General features: G+C 59.6%; 23 protein-coding genes. 9 read left to right on the forward strand and 14 right to left on the reverse strand.

Annotated features, from left to right (window positions below; all coding sequences use genetic code 11):
• Window positions 1-227: 227 nt before the first annotated feature.
• Window positions 228-473 (reverse strand): hypothetical protein, encoded by a 246-nt coding sequence (locus ACFYTQ_RS33275; protein ID WP_387369496.1) that lies wholly within the window; start codon window positions 471-473, stop codon window positions 228-230.
• A gap of 204 nt (window positions 474-677) precedes the next feature.
• On the opposite strand from ACFYTQ_RS33275, the gene ACFYTQ_RS33280 reads away from it, so the two are divergent.
• The 3 genes from ACFYTQ_RS33280 to ACFYTQ_RS33290 all read left to right on the forward strand — a co-directional run bounded on the left by ACFYTQ_RS33280 (window position 678) and on the right by ACFYTQ_RS33290 (window position 2,301).
• Window positions 678-1,070, forward strand: coding sequence for a class I SAM-dependent methyltransferase (locus ACFYTQ_RS33280; RefSeq protein ID WP_387369498.1), 393 nt, complete (start codon window positions 678-680; stop codon window positions 1,068-1,070).
• A gap of 19 nt (window positions 1,071-1,089) precedes the next feature.
• Window positions 1,090-1,545 carry a hypothetical protein gene (locus tag ACFYTQ_RS33285; protein ID WP_387369500.1) on the forward strand — a complete coding sequence of 152 codons (456 nt, stop codon included), beginning with the start codon at window positions 1,090-1,092 and terminating at the stop codon, window positions 1,543-1,545.
• A gap of 423 nt (window positions 1,546-1,968) precedes the next feature.
• Window positions 1,969-2,301: an Lsr2 family protein gene (locus tag ACFYTQ_RS33290; RefSeq protein ID WP_387369502.1), complete on the forward strand. Its 333-nt coding sequence runs from the start codon at window positions 1,969-1,971 to the stop codon at window positions 2,299-2,301.
• Between the two features lie 101 nt (window positions 2,302-2,402).
• Here ACFYTQ_RS33290 and ACFYTQ_RS33295 read toward each other — a convergent pair whose 3' ends face one another.
• Window positions 2,403-3,104: a hypothetical protein gene (locus ACFYTQ_RS33295; RefSeq protein WP_387369504.1), complete on the reverse strand. Its 702-nt coding sequence runs from the start codon at window positions 3,102-3,104 to the stop codon at window positions 2,403-2,405.
• On the opposite strand from ACFYTQ_RS33295, the gene ACFYTQ_RS33300 reads away from it, so the two are divergent.
• Window positions 3,103-3,501: a hypothetical protein gene (locus ACFYTQ_RS33300; protein WP_387369506.1), complete on the forward strand. Its 399-nt coding sequence runs from the start codon at window positions 3,103-3,105 to the stop codon at window positions 3,499-3,501. The genes ACFYTQ_RS33295 and ACFYTQ_RS33300 overlap by 2 nt on opposite strands.
• A 12-nt stretch (window positions 3,502-3,513) precedes the next feature.
• Here ACFYTQ_RS33300 and ACFYTQ_RS33305 read toward each other — a convergent pair whose 3' ends face one another.
• Window positions 3,514-4,719, reverse strand: a complete 1,206-nt coding sequence (locus ACFYTQ_RS33305; protein ID WP_387369508.1) for a helix-turn-helix domain-containing protein — start codon at window positions 4,717-4,719, stop codon at window positions 3,514-3,516.
• A 525-nt stretch (window positions 4,720-5,244) separates the two neighbouring features.
• Here ACFYTQ_RS33305 and ACFYTQ_RS33310 point away from each other — a divergent pair.
• From ACFYTQ_RS33310 to ACFYTQ_RS33320, 3 genes are all read left to right on the forward strand, one after another.
• Complete coding sequence (locus tag ACFYTQ_RS33310) at window positions 5,245-5,844, forward strand: hypothetical protein (protein WP_387369510.1); 600 nt, start codon at window positions 5,245-5,247, stop codon at window positions 5,842-5,844.
• Between the two features lie 6 nt (window positions 5,845-5,850).
• Window positions 5,851-6,060 carry a hypothetical protein gene (locus ACFYTQ_RS33315; RefSeq protein ID WP_387369512.1) on the forward strand — a complete coding sequence of 70 codons (210 nt, stop codon included), beginning with the start codon at window positions 5,851-5,853 and terminating at the stop codon, window positions 6,058-6,060.
• A 67-nt stretch (window positions 6,061-6,127) separates the two neighbouring features.
• Window positions 6,128-6,538 (forward strand): hypothetical protein, encoded by a 411-nt coding sequence (locus ACFYTQ_RS33320; RefSeq protein ID WP_387369513.1) that lies wholly within the window; start codon window positions 6,128-6,130, stop codon window positions 6,536-6,538.
• Window positions 6,539-7,358: 820 nt separating this feature from the next.
• On the opposite strand, the gene ACFYTQ_RS33325 is transcribed toward ACFYTQ_RS33320, so the two are convergent.
• Genes ACFYTQ_RS33325 through ACFYTQ_RS33365 form a run of 9 tightly spaced genes read right to left on the reverse strand, consistent with a single transcriptional unit; the run spans window position 7,359 to window position 16,726 of the window.
• Window positions 7,359-8,000 carry an L-threonylcarbamoyladenylate synthase gene (locus ACFYTQ_RS33325; protein WP_387369515.1) on the reverse strand — a complete coding sequence of 214 codons (642 nt, stop codon included), beginning with the start codon at window positions 7,998-8,000 and terminating at the stop codon, window positions 7,359-7,361.
• Window positions 7,997-9,139, reverse strand: coding sequence for a hypothetical protein (locus ACFYTQ_RS33330; protein WP_387369517.1), 1,143 nt, complete (start codon window positions 9,137-9,139; stop codon window positions 7,997-7,999). The genes ACFYTQ_RS33325 and ACFYTQ_RS33330 overlap by 4 nt, the downstream gene beginning before the upstream one ends.
• Before the next feature lie 13 nt (window positions 9,140-9,152).
• The gene (locus ACFYTQ_RS33335) at window positions 9,153-9,896 is read right to left on the reverse strand and encodes a phytanoyl-CoA dioxygenase family protein (protein ID WP_387369519.1); all 744 of its coding nucleotides are present in this window, start codon (window positions 9,894-9,896) and stop codon (window positions 9,153-9,155) included.
• Window positions 9,897-9,907: 11 nt separating this feature from the next.
• Complete coding sequence (locus tag ACFYTQ_RS33340) at window positions 9,908-10,702, reverse strand: creatininase family protein (protein WP_387369521.1); 795 nt, start codon at window positions 10,700-10,702, stop codon at window positions 9,908-9,910.
• A 2-nt stretch (window positions 10,703-10,704) separates the two neighbouring features.
• Window positions 10,705-11,490, reverse strand: a complete 786-nt coding sequence (locus tag ACFYTQ_RS33345) for a class I SAM-dependent methyltransferase (RefSeq protein ID WP_387369523.1) — start codon at window positions 11,488-11,490, stop codon at window positions 10,705-10,707.
• Complete coding sequence (locus ACFYTQ_RS33350) at window positions 11,487-12,554, reverse strand: HAD family hydrolase (protein ID WP_387369525.1); 1,068 nt, start codon at window positions 12,552-12,554, stop codon at window positions 11,487-11,489. The genes ACFYTQ_RS33345 and ACFYTQ_RS33350 overlap by 4 nt, the downstream gene beginning before the upstream one ends.
• Window positions 12,535-13,593, reverse strand: coding sequence for a mandelate racemase/muconate lactonizing enzyme family protein (locus ACFYTQ_RS33355; protein WP_387369527.1), 1,059 nt, complete (start codon window positions 13,591-13,593; stop codon window positions 12,535-12,537). The genes ACFYTQ_RS33350 and ACFYTQ_RS33355 overlap by 20 nt, the downstream gene beginning before the upstream one ends.
• The gene (locus ACFYTQ_RS33360; RefSeq protein ID WP_387369529.1) at window positions 13,590-15,641 is read right to left on the reverse strand and encodes a hypothetical protein; all 2,052 of its coding nucleotides are present in this window, start codon (window positions 15,639-15,641) and stop codon (window positions 13,590-13,592) included. The genes ACFYTQ_RS33355 and ACFYTQ_RS33360 overlap by 4 nt, the downstream gene beginning before the upstream one ends.
• On the reverse strand, window positions 15,641-16,726 hold the full coding sequence (locus tag ACFYTQ_RS33365) for a radical SAM protein (RefSeq protein ID WP_387369531.1): 1,086 nt from the start codon (window positions 16,724-16,726) through the stop codon (window positions 15,641-15,643). The genes ACFYTQ_RS33360 and ACFYTQ_RS33365 overlap by 1 nt, the downstream gene beginning before the upstream one ends.
• 524 nt (window positions 16,727-17,250) lie before the next feature.
• Here ACFYTQ_RS33365 and ACFYTQ_RS33370 point away from each other — a divergent pair.
• Window positions 17,251-17,583, forward strand: a complete 333-nt coding sequence (locus ACFYTQ_RS33370; RefSeq protein WP_387369533.1) for an Lsr2 family protein — start codon at window positions 17,251-17,253, stop codon at window positions 17,581-17,583.
• 126 nt (window positions 17,584-17,709) lie between these two features.
• Here ACFYTQ_RS33370 and ACFYTQ_RS33375 read toward each other — a convergent pair whose 3' ends face one another.
• Window positions 17,710-18,327, reverse strand: a complete 618-nt coding sequence (locus ACFYTQ_RS33375; protein ID WP_387369535.1) for a 2'-5' RNA ligase family protein — start codon at window positions 18,325-18,327, stop codon at window positions 17,710-17,712.
• Between the two features lie 314 nt (window positions 18,328-18,641).
• Between ACFYTQ_RS33375 and ACFYTQ_RS33380 the strand changes: the two genes are divergently transcribed.
• A complete protein-coding gene (locus ACFYTQ_RS33380) occupies window positions 18,642-19,730 on the forward strand; it encodes an IS630 family transposase (RefSeq protein ID WP_387369537.1) in 1,089 nt (362 codons plus the stop codon).
• Here the strand turns inward: ACFYTQ_RS33380 and ACFYTQ_RS33385 are convergent.
• Complete coding sequence (locus ACFYTQ_RS33385) at window positions 19,709-20,836, reverse strand: hypothetical protein (protein WP_387369539.1); 1,128 nt, start codon at window positions 20,834-20,836, stop codon at window positions 19,709-19,711. The genes ACFYTQ_RS33380 and ACFYTQ_RS33385 overlap by 22 nt on opposite strands.
• Window positions 20,837-20,896: the final 60 nt, after the last annotated feature.

The raw sequence follows: 20,896 nt of genomic DNA on the forward strand, positions 1-20,896 counted from the left end.
CTGGGCCGGTTGACTCCGATCGAATTCGAAACCATCATGTCCCCAGCAGCCCGACAGGCTGCCTAACCACTGTCACCCAAACGTGCAGCAGCCCCGATACGGTGCCAGACAAGGTGCTTGGGCTTCGGTTCGATGGGTGGTTGATGCCGCACAGCGGGGTGGCTTTCGTGTGGGTCAAGGAGGAAGACGTCCGGCGAGGGTGAACGGGTCAGTATGAAGCGCGGAGGTCATTGAGGCGAGCATGCCTCGGTATCCGACGATTCTTTGGAATCGAGCTGACGCGCCCACGGGCGGTGCGGTGCCAGCAGCGATGTGACCTCGCGGATCACGACTGGAAGGTCGGCCGGCACAACATTCTTCATCACCTGTTCGGCGACAGATGCCTTGGTCTTCGCAATCTTGATCCGCACAACCGCCATGGACGAAGCAGTGACCAATGCCGCTATGCCAGTGAAGATCCCGACAAGATCCATCCGGATATCCCTCTTCCAACTCTTACCGATCGAGCGGAAGGTGTCGCGAGACCTGTAGCTCGACCGGAACATGTTCCGGCTGAACCAAGGTCCGCTCCCAGCAGGGACTTTGGAGAAGATGGACAGTAGAAGATCAGTCTTGGCTACTCTCAGGCGCTGGGAATTCACACCGCTCGCAGCTTCAGAGGCATTGAGCGAGAACCAGTGACCGATCATAGCCGTGGCCGGCCCGACAACCGCATGAAGTTCACCGGTGGTCCGTTCACAGACCGCTACGTCTTCCCCGACGGTGAGCTCACCGGATCTGGTCGGCTCATCACCGAGATACAGAACGTGGGGCTGGAAGTGGTCCATGAGGAGAACCTGCGCGCACACTACGCGGCGACGCTTCGCGACTGGTGCGCCAACCTGGTGGACAACTGGGACGCCGCGGTCGACGAGATCGGTGAAGAACAAGCCCGTATATGGGGGCTGTTCATGGCCGGCGGACGCGTACGCTTCGACCGCAACTATCTCCAGCTGCATCAAATCCTCGCCGTCAACACACCCAAATCGGGCCGCCACAGTCTGCCGTTGGGGCAATGGTGGCAACGCTGACTACCCAAAGGGCAACCACATGAACGACGATTCCTCGGATCCAGGCTCGACGCTCACCAATTGGGCGGCCAGGCAGCAGGTCTGGGATGCGAAGGCAGCCGAACTCGCGCCACAAGACCGCTACAACGACTACACACAGTATTGGCTCACCGCCGACGATCGCGCGGAGCGAGGCTACCGGCGAGAGTTCCTACAGGAATTGTTCGGAACTGCGACGCCGCTTCCGGATGGGCGCCTCGTGTGGTCGGTCGCCAGCGTAGACAAGATCGAAAATACTGTCATCGGTCCCGCACTGGAACTGGTCGACAACGCGTTCACTACCCCCGACGAGGCGGACACTGCGCTGGCGCGATTCCAGTTCGGCCGCAGCCTTCCCTTTCAGTGGCCGCTCAACCAAACCGGTGAGGATGCTATCGAAGCGGCGGTTCGCGGTGAAGGTCTGCACGAGACGGGACCGGAATCATGTGGAAACTGATGCGGAACCTGGCGGCGGTGACAGTCGTAGGAGTAGCCGCTGTCGTGGGAGTGCGGCGACTGAGAGAGCTTGGAGAAGGGGCCAAGTCGCTGCGAGCCTGGGGCGACCTCACTCGCTGAATACAGCCGTAGAGAGCTCCACCTCGTCCAGCCAGTTGTCTCGATAACTCGTCTGACCACGTTTGAACACCATGCCGCACAACCAGTTCCAGCACACGCCGAACGATTCGCTCACCACGCAAGACACGATCAGCGAGAATCATGAAATGCCCTGAGGTAACCGCTCTGGCGAACTCGCCGCCACCGGCGTCTCGGATGCATCAGTAGCGCCGAAGCGCCTCATTGCACGTCGGGGTGGTACCGTCCTGCGTGCTGAATGGGCATAGTTGCTTGATGCAGCTACATATATCCAAAGGGGCGCAACTTGGCTAAGAAGGTTGTTGTTGAGCTGCTCGACGACTACGACGGCAAGTCCGAAGCTGTGGAAACGCTGGTATTCGCGCTTGACGGCATCAGCTACGAGATTGACCTGAGTCTGATCAACGCTGGGAGGCTGCGCGGGGTGTTCGAGAAGTGGACGCCCCATGCGCGCAAGGTCGGACGAGCTCCCAGAAGCGCGAGTTCGGGTCGGCCGGCGGGCAAGCGGGCGGATACTGCGGCGATCCGGGAGTGGGCCCGAGCGAACGGCCACACGATGCCAGCCCGTGGCCGAATCCATTCCGACATCATCAGGGCGTATCAGAAGGCCACTGCCTAAGGGTTAGGGGCCGCTTCGTCGGCGGTAAAGTCATCTCAAGCGATTGCTTGGTAGCGTCGCCACTGCGGCGCTTTATGCCGCCGATCCGAAGTGGTTATTCGTCACTTATTTCGGAGATTCCATAAAGCAATCTCGGCAAGCTGCCCGTCGGCAAAGTCGCCCGAATCGAACCTCTGCCGGGCACCGGGCAGGATTGAGCTACGAGACCCTTTCGCGACTGCAACCCTTCCCGCTAGCGCGAAACCTTTCAGCGAAGAATCCCAGGTAACCTGCACGTCGCCATCGCCTGTCGAGCCGACATATCGACTATCGGATGACATGTGTGCTCGGGGGATTTCTTCACGTCGCGCGTTCACGATACCCACACCGGGGACGGCGAAGACCTCAAAACTATCGACGCTGTCCCACAGTATCGGCTTTTGCCAGATCATCCATCCCCGCCCGAGCAGAGAGTATGTCGTTACCGTGACGGATCGCGTCCCCAGTAGGAGGGTTCGCTTCTCCATAAGGTGCGATTCGGACAACACAACTGGCTCTGTCGGAATCTTGTTGTCTCGCATCAACGTCACGAACTCTGCGAGCTTTGCAACGCGAGCTTCGGCTTGCGCAGCTCGCTCCGCTTCGGCGGCGCGGATGCGATTAATCTCATTCTTAAGCTCGCCCATAATGCCGTTCTCCGCCTGTCCCGGGTGCCGGAAACTGAGATCCATTGTCGCGCACTGATAACCGCCCCCGGACAGTTCTCGCAACATCGTCGGCCAGTAGTTTCGTTGCACGGCTAGTGCAACTACCCTGTCACTCATGGCTCCCGTCCCCCTCGAAGCCCTCCAGCAGGCCCTCCAAGCCTCCTGGTCAGCGGAGACCAGCGCCTCCACGGCCTGGTCGGCGGGCAACATCGCCAAGGGTCAGTGTGCCGTCACGGCCTGCGTGGTCCAGGACTACCTCGGTGGAGACATCCTCAACACCATCGCCACCTTGCCGGACGGGAAGACCGTCTCCCACTACTTCAACCTCATCGGCGGCGAACCCGTCGACCTGACCCTCCAGCAGTTCCCGCCGGATACGTCGTTCTCCGAGCCCGCGCCGAAGACCAAGGGGCATCCCTCGACCCGGGCCTACTGCCTGTCCTACGACCACACCCTCCGGCGCTACGAGCTGCTCCGCGATCGAGTCGCGGAATACCTCCGAGACGTTGCCTGAACAACTCCTCGGTCAGCGGGCAGTCCAACGCTCGAAGAACAGCCGCACCTCTGCCACCGAAAGGTGTTGCCGGAGTTCACCTGCCACCGTGGTCAGGGCGGTTTGCAGTCGGGTCGAGGCGACTTTGCTGATCGTCTCGAAGTTCTCGATCAGCAGCGTGCAGCCGTCCGCGATGTTCCCAGCCTGAACGTAGTTCTGGGCCAGCCGGATCTGCCAGGCGGTCTGTTCGCGCGGGTAGATCGCCGTGCCGTCGATCGCCGAGCGTAGGTACGTGGTTGCCTGCTGATGGTCGCCAAGCCGCATGAACGCAAGTCCAGTCAGGCCGCTGAGCTGCGCTTCGGGCAGATGGGCCAAGTAGCCCGGATCGTCGCCCCTGGTCGACTCGTAGGCGCGGTGCGCCCGGTTGACCGCTGCGACCATCGCTGTCCGATCACCCACAACGCTGCGTGCTTCGGCTTCGCGGATCGCCGCCAATGCCCGAAGTTTCGGCCCACCCTCGCGCCGGGCGGCGAGTTGCGCAGCTTCGGCGAGCTGGATGCCTTCCTTTGGCCGCGAACCCTCCCGGTAGGACAGCAGACAAGCGTTGATCCAGGCATGGGCGGCGGCGATGCCGTCACCGGAGATCGTGGCTGCCTGGGCTGCGTCGGCGTAGTAGCGTTTCGCTTCCATCCAGTGGCCGGCGTCGTAGTGGATCCAACCTGCGGCGGTCATCATCTCAGCTCCAACACTGGTGAGAGCCTTGCCGACCTTGTCGTTGTAGCTGCCGCTGTCGAGCAACTGCTCGACGTAGCGCACCTCGTTGGTGGCGATCTCACAGAGTCGGTTGCCGCCGGCCAGTAGTTGCAGTTCGTGAATCTTGTTGATACTGCTTGAAATTCGCTCGACGTCGCTCGCACCGATCTTTGCGCCTGCCGACGCTGATGTACCAACCACCGGGCGAGTCTTTCCGGCTATAGCAGCACCGACGCCGGTCGCGCCCGCCTTGAAGAACTGGCGACGCCGCACATCCGCCTCCTCGTCCGACTCCACCACCAGTATCCCGACGGGCACATCCAGTGCCGCAGCCACGCGGCGGAGAACGCGCACATCGTAGACGGCTGGACCGTCGTGTTCCAGCTGCGAGACCGCCGGTTGAGTGAAGTGGATAAGTGCGCCAAGCTCTGCCTGGGTCATGCCGAGGGACGTACGAATTCGCCGGATCGTCTGGCCGGTGGTCATTGGCATTGCCAGATACCCCCTCGCGTAGCTGGGCGGGCACAAGCAGTACCAGATGCGGTGTTGCCCGCCAACGGGTTTCGGTTTATCCGCACCTTATACCGATTTCCGTATAACGGCGGCGGGTGCCCGTATTTCAGGGCGAAATAGGGGTTTTCCGGGCCTTACGGTCCCCCTCGGTACCCGGCACCGGGCCGCCGCCGCGCCCCCAAAGCGGCGTACCAGCCCCCGGTGAGCCGGGGCGGGTAGCGAATGCCCCCGGTGCCGGGTACCGCCCCGTTTCCGCCCGACCCGGAGGTCCCGATTGCTATGCACGCCTTGGCCATACACCAAGCGGTTGCCGCCGCGACCGAGCAAGAAGCTCACCAGATGCCGCCCATGCCCTTCACGATCGCCGAGGCGCATCGCGTTATGCAATTTCACGTTGCCTGTCGAGCGATCCGGTGCCCGCGGAAGGGCGCCGCGCTCCAGGCTCTGGTGGCCGCCGGCCTTTTGGTGCCCTCGACGATCCACCCGAGGTGATCCGCTGTGACGATCACGCCGGACGAACCGTATCGACGGAACCGCGATCAAGATCCGACAGGGACAACGCCGGAATGGGCGCCGATGGAGCCGCTGCCGTCGAGCGAGATGTTTCTGCTGGCCTTCGCCGGGCTGCCAAGGGTGATCGCCCCGGATCTGTTGGATCCAGCGGCAGACCTGGTGCAGTGCCAGCGGGAGTGCCGGGTGGCGCTGCGGGTCCTCAGCGATCCGGCCTCGTCGGCTGAGCGGATGAAAACGGCTGCTGGCCAATTGGTCTCGGCGAGAGCTGACATCGACATGCTGATCACCGTGATCGATGAGGCGGTCGCGGTGTGGCTGGCCCGGCTCTGGAGGCATGGTCAGACGGATCGGACAGATCAGGCCGCCTCTGGGCTCGCGGATGGTGGTGAGAACGACGTGGTCGTGCATACCGAATCGGTGGGCGACATCGTCGCTCGGATGGCTGGGCTCTGGGATGTGCTGCTGACCAGGCCGGAGGCGCTCGACGAGCTGCCCGAGGTGTGTCGGCTGTGCGAGTTGTCTGCGGCGTACGACTATCTGGCCGCCGAGATTGAGTCAGGCCGGCGGATTCCGCCTGGGTTGTGATGCGAAATGCCGCTCACGTCGCTGCCTCGACGGATCCGACACCTCCACATTGAGTTTGGCGCCCTCCGCCTGGACTACCAAGCCAGCGCCGAGCAGATCCAGGACGTGGTGGAGGAGCTGGCCTCCAGTTGCGAGCAACTGGAGCTGACCGTAATCGTCGACGACGACGTGTGGCCGGATCTGCCCCTTCTGCCGTGTTCGGGGTTGTGGGACTGACGACCGACCCCGTGGGTCGATACATCGCAAGTTGTTCTCTTTCAACGCTTCTTAGAGGAGAGTTCGTATGACACTGCCCTACCGTCCTGTTGGCCCGCTGCCGGGAGTGTGGGCCATACCCTCGGTCGAGGCCAGGCCGAACTGGCCACTGCCGGATGCTGGTGTGCTCCTGCGGGTGTTCTCGGGGGCGGTGAAGCCGGGCACGGTGCTGCTGCGCTCGGCCGTGGGATTCATCGGCGCCTGGCAGGTGATCTACGAACATGGCCGAAACGTTCCGGACGAAGTACATGAGCAGCTGGCGCTGCTGACCTTCGCGATCGACCACGAGGCGGGCGGACACACCGGGCGGATCTGGTTCGCCGCCGGCGCCCCGGTGAATCCCAGTTCGTACGGTCAATGGGTCGCGTGGTTGGTATGGAAGTACCCTGCGCCACGAGGCGCCGCTGTCCATATTGGAGGTGGAATGACTCCGAAGTGATTGTGTCGCAGCATGATCGCTGTAGCCGGGGGCAGCCTGATCCGGGAGACGCCGGGGAGGGTGGGAGCAGCCCCGACAAAGCCGGGACGTGCCAGCACTGCCGAATGGTGCGGGTCCGGTGAGCGTGGGACAAAGGTGGACGCGAGGAACCGGTGTCATAAAGCTCCTCCAGCAGGCCGTCAGCTCGAACTCGGTGGATCTGGGCTGGCTTGCGGCGCGTACCCGGCTCCTCAATACGAGTCGGGGAACTCTCTTGAGGGCTGGTATGCCCGACAGAGAGGTCACGGTGAAAGTCTGCGGCGTAGCCGTGACGAGGCCGCTGGAGCAAAGCCGGCCGCCTCCTGTCCCGAATGGATAGCGGTGAACGTGGGAACCATCCCGTCTCGCCCATCGTGGCTCGTAGCCAACGGGTTTCGATGGGCAGGCCCGTCGTCGGCTGAAGGGACGTGGATGGGGCGGAGGAGCCGTAGTACTTCGAGCCGGGGAGAGCCCGGCGCATGGGGAAGGGCCCCAGTGGATGTCAACGGTGAGGAACTGTAATGGACGGAGCCATCTGTGAATTCGGATGAGCCGTGGCCGGACTTCGATGAAGCCTGGTCACGGGTACGGCGGATGCAGGCCAAACTGTACCTGTGGGCGACTCGCGACGCGGGTCGAGTGTTCGACGATCTACACAATTTGGTGTGTGATCCGGCGTTTCTGGTGCATGCGTGGGAACGGGTTCACAGCAATACCGGCGGTCGGACAGCCGGGGTCGACGGGGTTGCACCTCGGTCGATCCCGAAAGAATCGACGGGATGGCTCTTCGTCCACATACACCTCACATTTGGGCGAGCGCGGCCGCGATGGCTCGATCGTGCACCAACCCGCTGCGGGCGATTGTAGCGCCTGACCCCGTGCAGTCGACCATCGTGAGGTGCTCTCCGGCGGGGCAGATTCCCCCAGCGATGCATACCGCCACATCTAGACCACTAATGTTGACAAATTCCATAACTTCTGGCAGGGAAATGGAGGGCCCAGGACCGACAACGCCGGGGCTACCCGAAATATTTGCTGACGTAGCTGCAATAGGGACTATCGAACGTCGCGCCAACTCCCCCAAGACGCCGGTCTCGTTTACTACAAGGGCGTTTGGACTACCGACAGCGGCATGTTGTGACCCCACCTGCGAATCACTCCACGGAAGAATCATCGCCAAATCTCCGGGCCAGAATTCCTCAGCAAGTTTGCTGGCGGCAGGATTGAAAGCGAATAGACGGGAAGCCGCAGGATATGAAGGCACTACGAACGCCAATGCTTTAGTGGGGGGACGACGTTTTCCGTCGTAGATTCGGTTGCAAGCGGCAACGTCTCTCGCATCTGCGCAGATCATATACCACCGCCGAGTGGGAACGATGACTAGTTCGCCCGACGCGATTGCCTCTACTGCAAGATCCAGACTGTCTGAATTAACAATCTTCATGCGTGCTCTTCTCTGATCTTAGACATAGGTACTAAACCCATCCTACGGAAGGCTTCGCAAGTGGACGCGCGATCGGAGTTCGACGCATCGCCATCGAAGATCCGCACATGCTCCTCATCCCCGTTTTCTACGTCTTTCGCCAGCCCACCGAGAGGCGGGAAAATCGACGCCGCTTTATCTTGATACTCACGAAGAACTAAATCGACAGCCGCGAGAGGAGCGGCAGATGGCACGATCTTATCAAATAAAGATATTCCCGCGCAGACCCTTGGATTGATCTCATGAATCTCGAATGCGCCGTCTCTTATGACTCCATCAACACCGAATGCACCGCAGTACTGTGTATGTTGGTGCAGTTTTCGACATATCTGGTGGATGGAGGAGCGAGCGTTGGCCAATGTCTCCGATTGGAGGCGCAATGGCCATACGATTCCTGGCGCGCGCACTCGCCATGTGCGCGGGTCCCAGAAGACCAGCGCCTCGACCGGACCGAGCTGAATCTCCCGCTGCCCATCCATGGCTCCGTAGAACGTGCACGGTATACCAGTGTGTAGGGGACGCACGACGACGGAATCACAGTCACTGTAAAGGTGGTCTTTCAACTGCGCAATACGGTCACCATTGGTGCCAGACGGCACGATGAAGGTGTGGCTTGATGACATTGCGAGGCCCGAGCGGGGCACACCCTGAATTGCTGTGAAATCGTCGAGGCGCCAATCTGCATGAACAGGATGGATCGCTCCGCCCACATAAGCAACTTGTTCGTCCTTACGTTCGGCCTTCGCTTGACGCTGTGTTCTCGATCCAAGAACTGGCCGGCCATCTATTGTCTCAACCGCAGTGAACGATCCTGCATAGACAAGGGCTGATCGGCCTGGATCGATAGCATCGAGGCGTTGCCGAAATTCGGGCGTCGGAGACGTCAGGACCGATTCGTACGACTCAAAGCGTCGCTGCGTGTCGCTACCCCGGAAGTCTATCGAAACGAAGCTAACATCTTTCGCCGCCGCATCCAGAAAGAAGTCGGCCAGCCGTCGACTGGTGGCTGCTGCTCCGATCAGCAGAACATGTCGGCCGCGGACAGTCGGGCCTACCAGGTTGAGGGCGATTTGGCGGATGGATTCAGAAGCGGTACTCACAGGAAAGTTAGCTCTACCTCGGCGCTGACAGCGTTGAGAAATCCAGCCAGGGGTCTTTGAGCGCCTCTAGCCGCCTGGAGGCATGATCTACGTGCGAAACCCGGAAGTACACCATGACTCGCGGGAAAAGCGTGAAGTTTTGGCCGACCGAGTGCGGAACTAGATGGTGCATTAGTAGGACGTCACCGGGTGCGCCGAAGAAAGGATGCCCCTGCGTGTTACCGATGTCCGGCGGGGTCTGGTCGGTGATTCCAAGCGACCATTCGTCGCGAAACCATTCTGCCATTCGTAGGTGTCCCCCCGTTTGATAGCGGAGGGGACCCCCGTTCGGGTCGTTGATATCCGAGAGTACGACACCGACAAGCAACGAAAACGTTCGCAGCTCCCGAGGATCGAGATGCGGGCAAGCGACTCCGTCCACATGCATGGCCTTGATCGGCTGCTGGTCGGAGAGCCAGGCGTCCGGTAGACGGATTTGTATCTGCGCCTTTTCTACTGCACATGGTTTCGCCACCAGCGCCCTCACGGCTTCACTTACCCATGGATACGAGTACAGCTCGAGAATCCTCGGATGGCTTTCGAGCTCAGGAGCGAAGGTCCGTTGAGTGTACTGTTTTACCTGCTTATGCCAATCGCCACGTGCTATCCAATCCGCTATCAGTGATTGAGCTGGCCTGACCACCTCCGCCGGAATCGCGCTGCGCTTCACTAGGACGCCGTTCTCTATGAATTGTTCCCGCTCTTGTGCCGTGAGCATGGATTTCGCACCTAGCCTTGAGTCAATTTGTATACTTGTTGATTCAGCAGACGTTCCAACACCTCAGGGCAAGCGTCGAGAGCGCTATTGATGGTTGCCCAGCCAATGTCCGCATTCGCATCGCGGGGATCACTGCCCATAATACCAAGAGCGGAGATCCCGGAATCAGCCGAAGTCCACGGCCAAGTCACTCCGCGGTCTAGTATAAATTCACGAATTTCCGACCGGTTCAGGTCGCTTTCAGAAAATGATTTGGGAATATTTTCGAGATGTACGTCGTCCGGGGAAAGCGCCAGCATGACGCTCGTTTCTCGAAGTCCTGCGTGAATCTCCGGCAGCGTTGTGTCGATTTTGGTTGAGGCTAGCGAACTCGGATGAATGACACAAGCATGTACTCCGCATTCTCTCCGCAGTTCATAGAGCACTGCCTCCAGGATGCCGCGATTCCCACCGTGCCCATTCACAAGAAGCAGGTTGCGCGACCCAGTCGTTCGCACGGACTCCGAAACAATTGCCTTCAAAATCGATGTGAATGTGACTGCCGTGAGCGAAAATGTTCCCGGCGCCCATGCATGTTCGAGCGACAAGCCGTAGGGCAATGTCGGCAATAACCACAGGTCGAAATCGTCACCATACCGTTCGACTAGATGAACCGCGAATTGCTCTGCGATGACAGCGTCTGTATGGAGCGGCAGGTGTGGCCCATGCTGTTCGTACGAACCTACTGGCAAGCACAAGACCGAGTCGCGGCCCAACTCTGAAGAAATCTGAGGGGACGTCAGTCTGCCGAAGAATCTGTCTATCACTCCTAGTTCCTCCGACCGATTCGGATCACGAACTCGTTATCCTCTGGGAACTGGTCGTCGTTGCTATATTTCGCCAATTCCTTTCGCACTGTCTCCTCGAACTCATGCAGTCGGTCGCCGAACAGTTGCGGCGCGGCGAATGACGTCGAGTAAAGATAGCCCAGAATGCTCTCGGTCGTCCACGTCCTATGAACCGGAACAGTGTATTCCTCGACGTCGCTGAAGGGAGATTCTCGCATGATCTCGCTATAGGGGCGATCGTGATGTTGGAATGTTCCGCTGCCAGCGCGACGTTCTTCACCAAGGAAATCCTTGACGATGGCGCGGACAGCCGTCTTCCAAGGACTCCCCGCCGCCCAGAAACTGCTGTCGCCGAATATGGCGACAACGCCGTCCTGCGAGACTTGGGCGTCCAATCGTTGGAGCATGGTCGCCTGGTCAAGCCAGTGGAACGCGCGACAGATCGTCACCAGATCCGCCTTCCAGTCCGAAGGCGGCACAAAGTCCTCGGCCTCGGTCACGACAAGACCGAGTTTGCTGTCGGTCGACAGCTGCGGACGTAGTGCCGATTCCGCGGCACCCAACATGTCGGCGTCGTTGTCGATCGCGATGATGTCGTCGAACTGGTGTAGCAGCGCTTCGACCACCAACCCCGTCCCGGTGCCCACGTCCAGCAACCTCCGCGGTCGCCGTTGCGGCGCAGAGTCGACCAGCAGTTCCGCCACAGACTCGGGGATGCCTGGCCGGTACTTCCGGTAGTACTCGACAGTGCCCGTGAACATGCTCATGCTCGGCTCCCTACGATTTGCTCTACAAGGGGGACAACCTGGCGAAGCTCGGTAGCGATCAGTACAGTACCGGGTTCTACCTGCTCAGGTACCGGTCTATCGTGAGAAATCCAGATCGGCGTGGCTCCCGCGCACAGCGCCCCTTTGACGTCACATTGCCAGCTATCGCCGACATGGATCATCATGTCGACGGATCCTCCTATTCGCCCACAGGCCGATTGAAAGGCTGTCGGATCAGGTTTCACGTATCCAGTCCGGCACGAAGGAAAGAAGTCCGATATCCATGGGCGGAACAATCGCCGCAAATTGTCGATATCGAGGTCCAGAGCTGAGACATTCGATAGTGTAATCACCGTTCCATAATAACTTAATTGCTTCACGACGTCGAGGGCGGAAGAATCCGGAACAAAGCTTCCAGCCCGCATCTCAACCTCTTGTTCAACTCCCAATAGGCGACATATTTCCATCAGGGCAGCGTTCGAGAGCTCCGGAAGCGTATATAGCTGCTCACGGATGATCTTCTTCGTTTCGTCAGAAGAGAGCGTCGAGGCATTTCGCAGGCGAGATGCGAGACTGGGGCTGGAGCTAGTCCCTAGCGTCCCGCCGACATCGAGACCGATGATAAATCGGCCAGGCTTATCGCTTCTCGGCACCGGCGGCAAAGCGCCGACAATAGCATCGATCCGAGCTTCTCTAATGTCACTGCTGGTCGCCTCCGCTAAGAATGTGAGCGCGTAGCGCAACTCTGCGTCATCAAGGGCGGTCAGATCCCGACGTCGTGTAGCCGCCACCGTCGATAGATCTTCTGGGACTCGAAGAGGCCGTAACCCGTGGGCAATGTGCAGGATCCCGGATGACACTAACGCAGTCGGTTTACTGAAGTTTTCGATAACTTTCAGGATCGTAACATCGTCAAGAGTTAATATCCGGACAGGCCGCTTGTCACCATCAATTTCGAGCACGCCGGTGAGGAAAGTGTCATAGCCGACCAGCCGCTCCGAGAGAACGAAATGATTGTCTTTGAATTGACCTATTACAGGTAGGCTAACTGCGGTTGCGGGCAAGGTCCCTCCTTGGATCTATTCCGAGGCCAGTGGTAGAGGGTAAGCGGATTCGACCGGACTCGGGGACGATTCCGTCGGCGTAGAGGTTCTGGCGGCGCTGCTCCCACTGCAGCTGGTATTCGACAATCGGAACTACGTCGCTATAAGCCGCAGCGAGTTGAATAGCGGGCATTAAAGAGCGGCCATGAGGCACTATCTGGACTCGCAGATCGCGAGCCATTCGAACCAGTTCGAGCATTTTAGTTATGCCGCCGATTCCCACCACGTCTACGGTTAAAGCTCGCAGCTGGTTAGGGCGGAACTCCCCGAACGGGATGTCGCCAATTATGAAACTTTCGCCGGCTGCAATGGGAATCCCGCACATGGAAATCTGTGTGTAACATGACATGTCGTGATATGAAATCGGGTCCTCAAGCCAAACGATAGGAACCCGACGCGCCCAACGGCTGAACGCAAAAGTGAGATCGACACTCCACGTCTGAAGCGCATCGAAGGCAACCTGTCCGGCCGCGCGCTGTGATACGGCGCCCGCCAAGGCTGCGAGTTTTTCTGCATCACCCAACACGCGCCGGAGACCCCATTTGGTGAAGACCCATCCTTCGGCCGATACCTGTTCAACCGCTGACAGCGCGTCTGGAGAAGTCAAGTCGAGGCGTAACCAGGACGCGTACGCTGGGATGGCGGGACGAGGGCGAACTGCAAGCAGATCGGCGACCGGCATCGAGAATAACTTGCCATGGAGATCCCAAACGGCACAGTCCAACGCTCCAACCGACCAGGAATGGCATCGTTGGTCCACGTAGGAACCGCTGCCTTCTTGTAACCGTTCGATACTCTGCCGATGTTCGAACGGCGAGCACCCGACGAGCCGTCCAGCGAGATGCCGCTCGATGTAGCGTGCGTGCCTGTCATAAATCGGTCCGTACCAGCCGGTGTGGCCTGCTGCCCGTACCCCCACGAAAAAGCTCGCATCCCCCTGGCCGACAGCGTCGCCAACGTCAAGTAATTCGATACTCTCGATAACCGCCGTGGTGATCATCCCGTATGCCCTCGTTCCTGAAAGAGCTGAACGACCCGCCGGGAGATAGTCAACGAGTCAAAACTTGCCGCTGCCGCTATCTCGGCCTGCGACATGGGCCCGGGAGGCTCCCGCCATCCGACGACGTGGATCGGCTGTTGTACACGCCCTGCGAGCAATCCCCACACGGCGGCTGCGTGCCCAAGGGTGACGACCAGAACAGAGGCGCGGCTACCAACGTACGTATCCCACTCATCGGTCCGCATTCCCCGTGGCCAGACTTCTGGATCGCCAAGCACCGTCAGGTCAGCAACATTGAGAACTCGAACGTTGCCAACATGTTCTGTGTGCAAGAGGGGGACGGCGGCGCTGACCGTCGCTGCGGGAAGGTCACCTGCACAGATGATGGTGACGTCAGGATCGCCGGGATCGCTGAGGTGGTCCCAGACAGCCATGCCTCGCGATAGTTCAGCCTCGATGGTCGTTGTCGGATGGGTTAAGTGCGAATGCTTGCCCGCGATGATGACATTCAGTCTACCGGTCGAGCTGAGGCTTCGATCGAGTGTCGCACCCAGTCTGACCGGATCGGCGGGTAGGTGAATATGTGTTACGGGATCTCCGAATCCAAGCAGCGTCGTGACCAGCGACGGGTCTCCGTGAGAGTAGACGTTCTGCCAACCATACGAGGTCAGCAACAAATTCATACTGTGAAGTTGAGTAGTGGTCATACGTCGTTGCTTCAAATACGAAATTAGGCCGGCGGTGAGTAGCGTCGAAAAAGCTTCGTAGGAGACTAGGAGGCCCCGTTTGCCACTCGAAATCCAACCCGCAAGCCAGCCGAACAGAACTTCCTCCGCTAGTACTTCGGATACCCACGGCAGGTTCGCTAAAGCCCCGAGCCGGTTTGACTCCATCTCGTCCGGGCTAAATAAGCGAAAATCTCCGCAGTTGGCGTGATGCTTTAGTACCGAGGATACCTCCTCCGAGAATGTCTTTTCTTGGCGAACCGGCCTTGGAGTATTGGACGAAAGTTCGACGGCGGATTCTCTCGGCGCAGACCGATCAAGGCGGAGGACATCGAGAGCCGCCTGTAACAAGTGAGTGGGGCGACCGTCGACGTCAAACAGAGACTGTGGCTTGTATGAAGACAACCACTCTTCTAGTTGAACGCGCTGGATTGACGAGGTTCTCGCAGCGGTCAGCGGCGTCTTATGAAGCTTGGCAGTTCCTAGGTGCTGCACGCCATTCACTATCTGGGGCCCACTCCAGCCTTTCGCGCACCGCAAAACCAAGCATCGACGTCGGCCCTTCAATACTTCGGCTATACTCTGGTGCAGAAGATCCTGAAACAGGCGGTGAATGGAGATAGCAGAGCTGTGAACAGCGACAATCTGACAATCCCACCCAAGGCCTTTGAAATATCTTCCAACCTCGTCGCTACTCATTCTACCCAGAATGGAACGACTTCCCATTCGAAATTCGTTCAGATGTACGACGGGAAGCACGCTTGCAGCATGCAGCTCGTGTGCTGCGAGCCATGCGGCAGCCGTTGTCGGAGTCTCGCACTCCCCATCACCAATTATGGGGACGACCACCCTATCCCTTGCGTCCAACGCCGAACCGCATGCGAAGGCGAGTGCGCCCCCAAGACATCCGCCCAGAAAGTCTCCAGCCGGAAGATCGGGGTGCACCTCTGAGCCTATGTCAGGAATGTCAGGGAACGTACGAGCGAGCGCGGTGAGACCCTTTTCGTCGCGACTAAATTCGGCTCGACGTGTCGCCAGATCGCCAGTCAACCAGCTTAATCCCATTTGGACGACCCCGGCGTGACCGGCACCGAGCATCGGTACGAGCTTCGTCGATGGCGTTGCTCCTGCCCTCAAGCCGATGTGGACTAACGCCCAGGCGACACCGGGCGCCGTTCCCCAGTGGCCAGCCGGCCGTGGCTTGATGTCCGATTCTGTCAGCGGCCGTGACAACAGGACATTGTCGTTCAAATGCAGCTGAACGACGGTAAGATATACTAGAGCCCGCCACAAGATCTCGGCATGACTTTCCAGACCGACCACTACGCGACCAGCTTCTCGTCACCAAAAGTGAAATACCATAACGGCCGATAGCCTTCCCACGCTTGAGGCCGAAGACCGGTGGGGCCGAAGATTTCTTCGATCTCCTTCCGTGCGCGTAAGAAATATTCGACTTCGGACGCGCCGGGAGCACGTAGACCCGCCATGATTGCGTTGTGAGCCTGATATACCTGAAAATTTGGGAACTCGGTAATATAGGGAGCAAGAGGAGCGAGCCCCATCCTAAGCTCGACGATATGATCGAGTCCGCAGATATAGGTGAACGAGGTATCTATACCTCCATCTTGTGCACGGTGCAACAAATCGGCCATGTCACTCGGCCGAAGCTCTGCTTTACTCGCTTTCAGCAGGAGCTCCCGCCGTGAAAAACACTCAATTGTTAACCGAAGAACGAAAGGGGCGATCGTGGTGGCCAACTCGCTTATGGCCGCATCGCTTCTGATAACCGAAGTCAACAATCCGATTCGTGCACCAATACCGTGGTCAGTTAGTGTGCGACGCAGACTGCGAAGATGGGAGAGTGCGGCTGCCTCATGCTCAAAGCACCCAGTAGAAACTGTTATTTCCTGAATTTCGCTTAGATCGCCCCGCGGATGTTGCTCTCTGAGCGCATACAGCAACTCCGAGAGCTGACGTTCCTCCGACAGCCGAGGATCCGCCGCAGCTTCCAGCGTATTGGGGCAAAAGGCACACCCAGTACACCGACTTCGCGCATTGGGATTTAACGTTACCGCACGGCCATTATTCCGAAAGTATCCCCCCACAGCCTCGTCAGCATCGATCCGGTGAACCGTACCAACAAGATCGGATCCGAGGTACAGTTCATTGTCCCGCAGCTTGAATGGCGAACCAACCGCATTGAGGGGAATAATCACCATCCAAGGGACATCTTTGCGAGATGTTAATCGCACAGTCAGCCTAGCCCGGTGACGGGGCTCATCCGACGAGATTCCATATAGGTTCAGAGCTATCAACAGCGCATCTTCGACAAATACGCCATATTTGTCGGCTAAACGCTGAATATCTTCAAGAAAGAGCCCGTTGTCCAACGTATCTTGCACGATCATCCCCCCTGCATCACGGCAGTCATGGCACCCCGATGCCATTCAGAGCTGGGCTTCATCATGGTCGCAAACCTCCCGCGACGGAGCATCCGGTGACTACTGGGGTAGCGAGACGAACACGACGCGCAAGTCTGATGCCCCCGTAGGTTCGCAGTCTACCGCGCTCGGGAGTGGTTTGCCGCCCTACCGCAGTTGGTATTTTCAGCGCGACGTAAAGAGACGGTAAAACGCCCGCCCACCGCTGCGCTGGGAAGGTCAAGTACTTGAATTCTAACCTCCGACGACTGGCCGAATTAACCTGCCGACCGGTTGGGACTATATTCTGATTGCCGTACTCGCACGAGGACGGCACACTGTTCAGAACGAGTTCAGGGCGGATCGGTCCGTGCTTCCCCAGTGGGTTTCGACCTGAGGCAGAGCCCGCGCCTGGGTGTGGGAGGCTGGTGTTGTGACCGAAATAGCGCTGGTCTGCTCGGCGGGCTATTGTCACTGATCGTCGTAGTCGTACGAGCTCAAGGGAGTTGTGGATGGCTAAGAAGGTCGTCGTCGAGCTGCTCGATGACGTCGACGGTACGTCGGTAGCGGCCGAAACGCTGGTATTCGCGCTCGATGGCGTGGGCTACGAGATCGATCTCAGCGGGACCAACGCGGAGCGGCTGCGCCGGGTATTCGATGAGTGGACGCCACATGCGCGGAGGGTCGGGCGGGATCCCAAAGCCAAGAAGGCAGCACCACTGGCTGCCAAGCGAGCGGATACGGCAGCGATCCGGGAGTGGGCGCGGGAGAACGGGCACCCGACGTCGGCCCGTGGCCGGCTGCACAGTGACCTTATTCGGGCTTATGAGACGGCGACTGCTTGACGGATCGAGCCGATCGAAAAGTAGTCGTAAGATCCACCGAATATCTGAACAGGAAACATTTGCGACTCGCTAGAGGCTTAAGGATAATTAGACTTGGCGTGCGCTCTCGATATCCGACGACGCTGATCAGCTGGACAGCGGAATTCTCGCGATTACTTGCCATGAATATGATCGCTCACGACGCTCAAGTAAAACCATCACTGCCTCCGTGATCGGCATGCTCGTTCTGTATACCGTTGCATTGATTCTGTCGACTTCCGCAGCGGTGACTGTATTCACAATGGTGTTGGGACAAGGATAAGCAATCGTGACATGCGGGGCGGATGCCGACGCTTTCACCGGCGCATCAGGGTATGCAGAGAGAGTCGCAGCCCGCAACGTATCACGAAGACATCGTACGCGCTCGGCAGACAACACACGGAAGCCTATGGCGCCATGCAGATTACTGACCTGCTCGACAGCCACCTCAAATGGCGGCTGACCCTGACACGCAGACAGCGCCGCCGTCCTGATCGAATCAATCTGTTCCGGCATCACACCACCGTCATAAGCAATTCGATCCAGCGTCAGATGTAACCCATCATGAGGGACCAGGTCATAGCCGGGTAGCATGATCGCCTGCTGGCATTCCTTGACCAGTGCATGGAAATCCTTGGCGTGCTCGAACGTCAGGAACCAGTAGTAGCCGAGTCGACCGATACTGTGTTCGCGCCGATCGGCGGGTGGCCTATCCATGATGCTCATCAACGCGCTTCGAGTTTGCCAGCGCGTCTTGAACCGTGCGCAGCTGTGACGTATCCCCCCACTTGGCGGCAGCATCGTGAATGAACTCTGATGCCCGGCGTCGCACTTGTATCGTGGGCGTACCTGGCGACAGTTCAAGTGCGTCGACCATGATCCCCGCAGCGGCATCGAGGTCTGCTTCCTCGGCGAAGATGTGAGAGCGTGCCAAGTCGATCATCACTAGTGCCGCGTCTGGATAAGTTGATGCGGTAACCGGGTGTCGGCTTGCCCTGGTGTCGGGGCGTCATCGATGCTGCTGCCGGAGGTGGTGGCCGGTGGCTCGGAAGCCGGATGTGTTCGTCAGAGCGGTGACCTCGGAAGAGGGCCGCAAGCTCGCGCAGGTTGCGCGGCGCAGCAAGCAGCCGGTGCGGATGCGGCGGGCGATCGTGGTGATGGCCTCGGCGCAGCGGCAGCCGGTGCCGATGATCGCGAGGCTGATGCAGGTGTCGGAATCGTATGTGCGGCAGGTGATCCACGACTTCAACGAGAAGGGTATGGACGCGCTGGACCCAAAATGGAGCGCGGGCAGGCCGGCGAAGACCGATCAGGTGACTCGTGATCGGATCTGTTCCATCGCCCGGTGCTGCCCGCGTGATCTGGGCTGGCCGTTCTCGGTATGGAGTCTGTCGAAGCTGGTCGAAGTGTTGCGGCACAACAACATTGCCGATATCAGCCGGGAGACCCTGCGGGGAATTCTGAAATCGGGTGGGGTGTCGTGGCAGGTCACCAAGACCTGGAAGGCGAGCAACGACCCGGAATTCACCGGGAAGATGAACCGGGTCCTGGACCTCTACAGCAACCCGCCCGGTGACGGGCGGGTGGTCTGTGTGGACGAGTTCGGGCCGCTGAATCTGCAACCACGCGCCGGCCGCGGCTGGTTCCCGGTCCGGCGGCCGAAACGGTTGCGGGCCACCTATAACCGCACCCAGGGCGTGCGGCACATGTTCGGTGCGCTGGACCTGGCCACCGGGCAGTTGTACTACCGCATCCGGGACCGGAAACGCTGGACGGAGTTCCTGGCGTTCCTGAAGTCGTTGCGGGCGCGGTGGCCGGACGAGAAACTGTATCTGATCTGCGACAACTACTCCGTCCACAAGCGGGCCGAAGTGCGGGCGTGGTGCGCGGCCAATGCCGTCGAGTTGGTGTTCCTGCCGACGTATTCGTCCTGGCTGAACCGGATCGAGTGCGAGTTCTCCGCGCTGCGGTACTTCGCGCTCAACGGCACCGACCACCGCAGCCACGCCGTCCAGGACGCGGCGATCGGCGCCTACATCCGCTGGCGCAACCAGCACGCCAGACCGATCCGGGACTTCGCCGTCGGATCGAAGATCCGCCACCCCGATTACCTACCGAAGGCTTCCTGACACGGCACTAGCGAACGACCCCAGGGGGAGTTGGTCTCCTTCATTTCGGGGAGCGCCAGTTTCACGTATTCCTCCACCCTTTTTGGCATCGCTAGGGAAAGATACGACGTCGCCGCATTGCCGGCCACTTGTGCCGGGCTGTAGCTGCCTAGTGTAATGCTGGATGGGACGCCCTCGGGCACATCGTGTTGCGACATCAGATCATACGCTTGGTCGACCGCGCGGTGTACGCGCTCGGTGTCGCCAAGCTTTCCGGCGGCCCTCGCGACACCATTGATGGACAGGCGTACGCTCTGTGGGCCAGCCCCGGCATGGGCAAGTCCGTCTTCGGCGTAATGCAATGCCTTCTTGTACTGCCCAGCGTAATATTCGCAGAAGCTCTGCATACAGCGCGCCCACGCCATGAGGTTAGCGTCTTGCGCATGGTCTGCAAGCTCGAAAGATTCCAAACAATAGGCACGCGCCAGCGAGAAATGCCCGCTGCCGACCGCGATGTAGCCGAGCAATCCGGAGGTCTCACTGGCGGTCTCGGACAACTGACGGCGCTGCACAGGGTGGCTGCATTCGCCCAGAAGATCGTCAAGCCATCGGCGCTGCTTTTTGAGGCCCGGAACAAGGCCAGACGGATCAATTGTTTCGTACCGTGCGATGCTCGTGCGCGTGCTGCTTCGCAGCTGCTGAATAACGTCTGGATTCACCGACCGACTCAGCCTGTGGACGCGACTGAGTACGTCGACCAGGTCCGTGGAGATTCCCTGATCTACATGTTTCGACGGCTCTCCCGCGCTCGTCACAGCATCGGTGATACCGTCCAAAGTCTCCGTGATCGCCGGGGCGACCAGATGACCGTCGCTCGACGCATCTAGCGCGAGTGACTTTGACCGGGCCGTACCGCTGTGGCGCTCCCGCCAGACGACTTCTCCTTCGCCCACGATCTCTTCGAACCGAGCCCGATCGTCAGGTGTGGCACGCTGCTCCAGCGTCGTATCCAGAACCGCCTGCATCCGCGGACGAGGGACGACACTACCGAGGCCCGACCGCCAGTTGGAGATCGTGGTGGTATCGATCCCCAGTTCGGAGGCGAATTCACGGATCGACCTGCGCATCGCCTCCTGAAGCGCCGCTGCCTCGAATCCTGTCCACTCCCGCCCTCGGACCATCGCCTT

It is taken from the genome of Nocardia sp. NPDC004068, from assembly GCF_042874315.1.
Taxonomy (GTDB): domain Bacteria; phylum Actinomycetota; class Actinomycetes; order Mycobacteriales; family Mycobacteriaceae; genus Nocardia.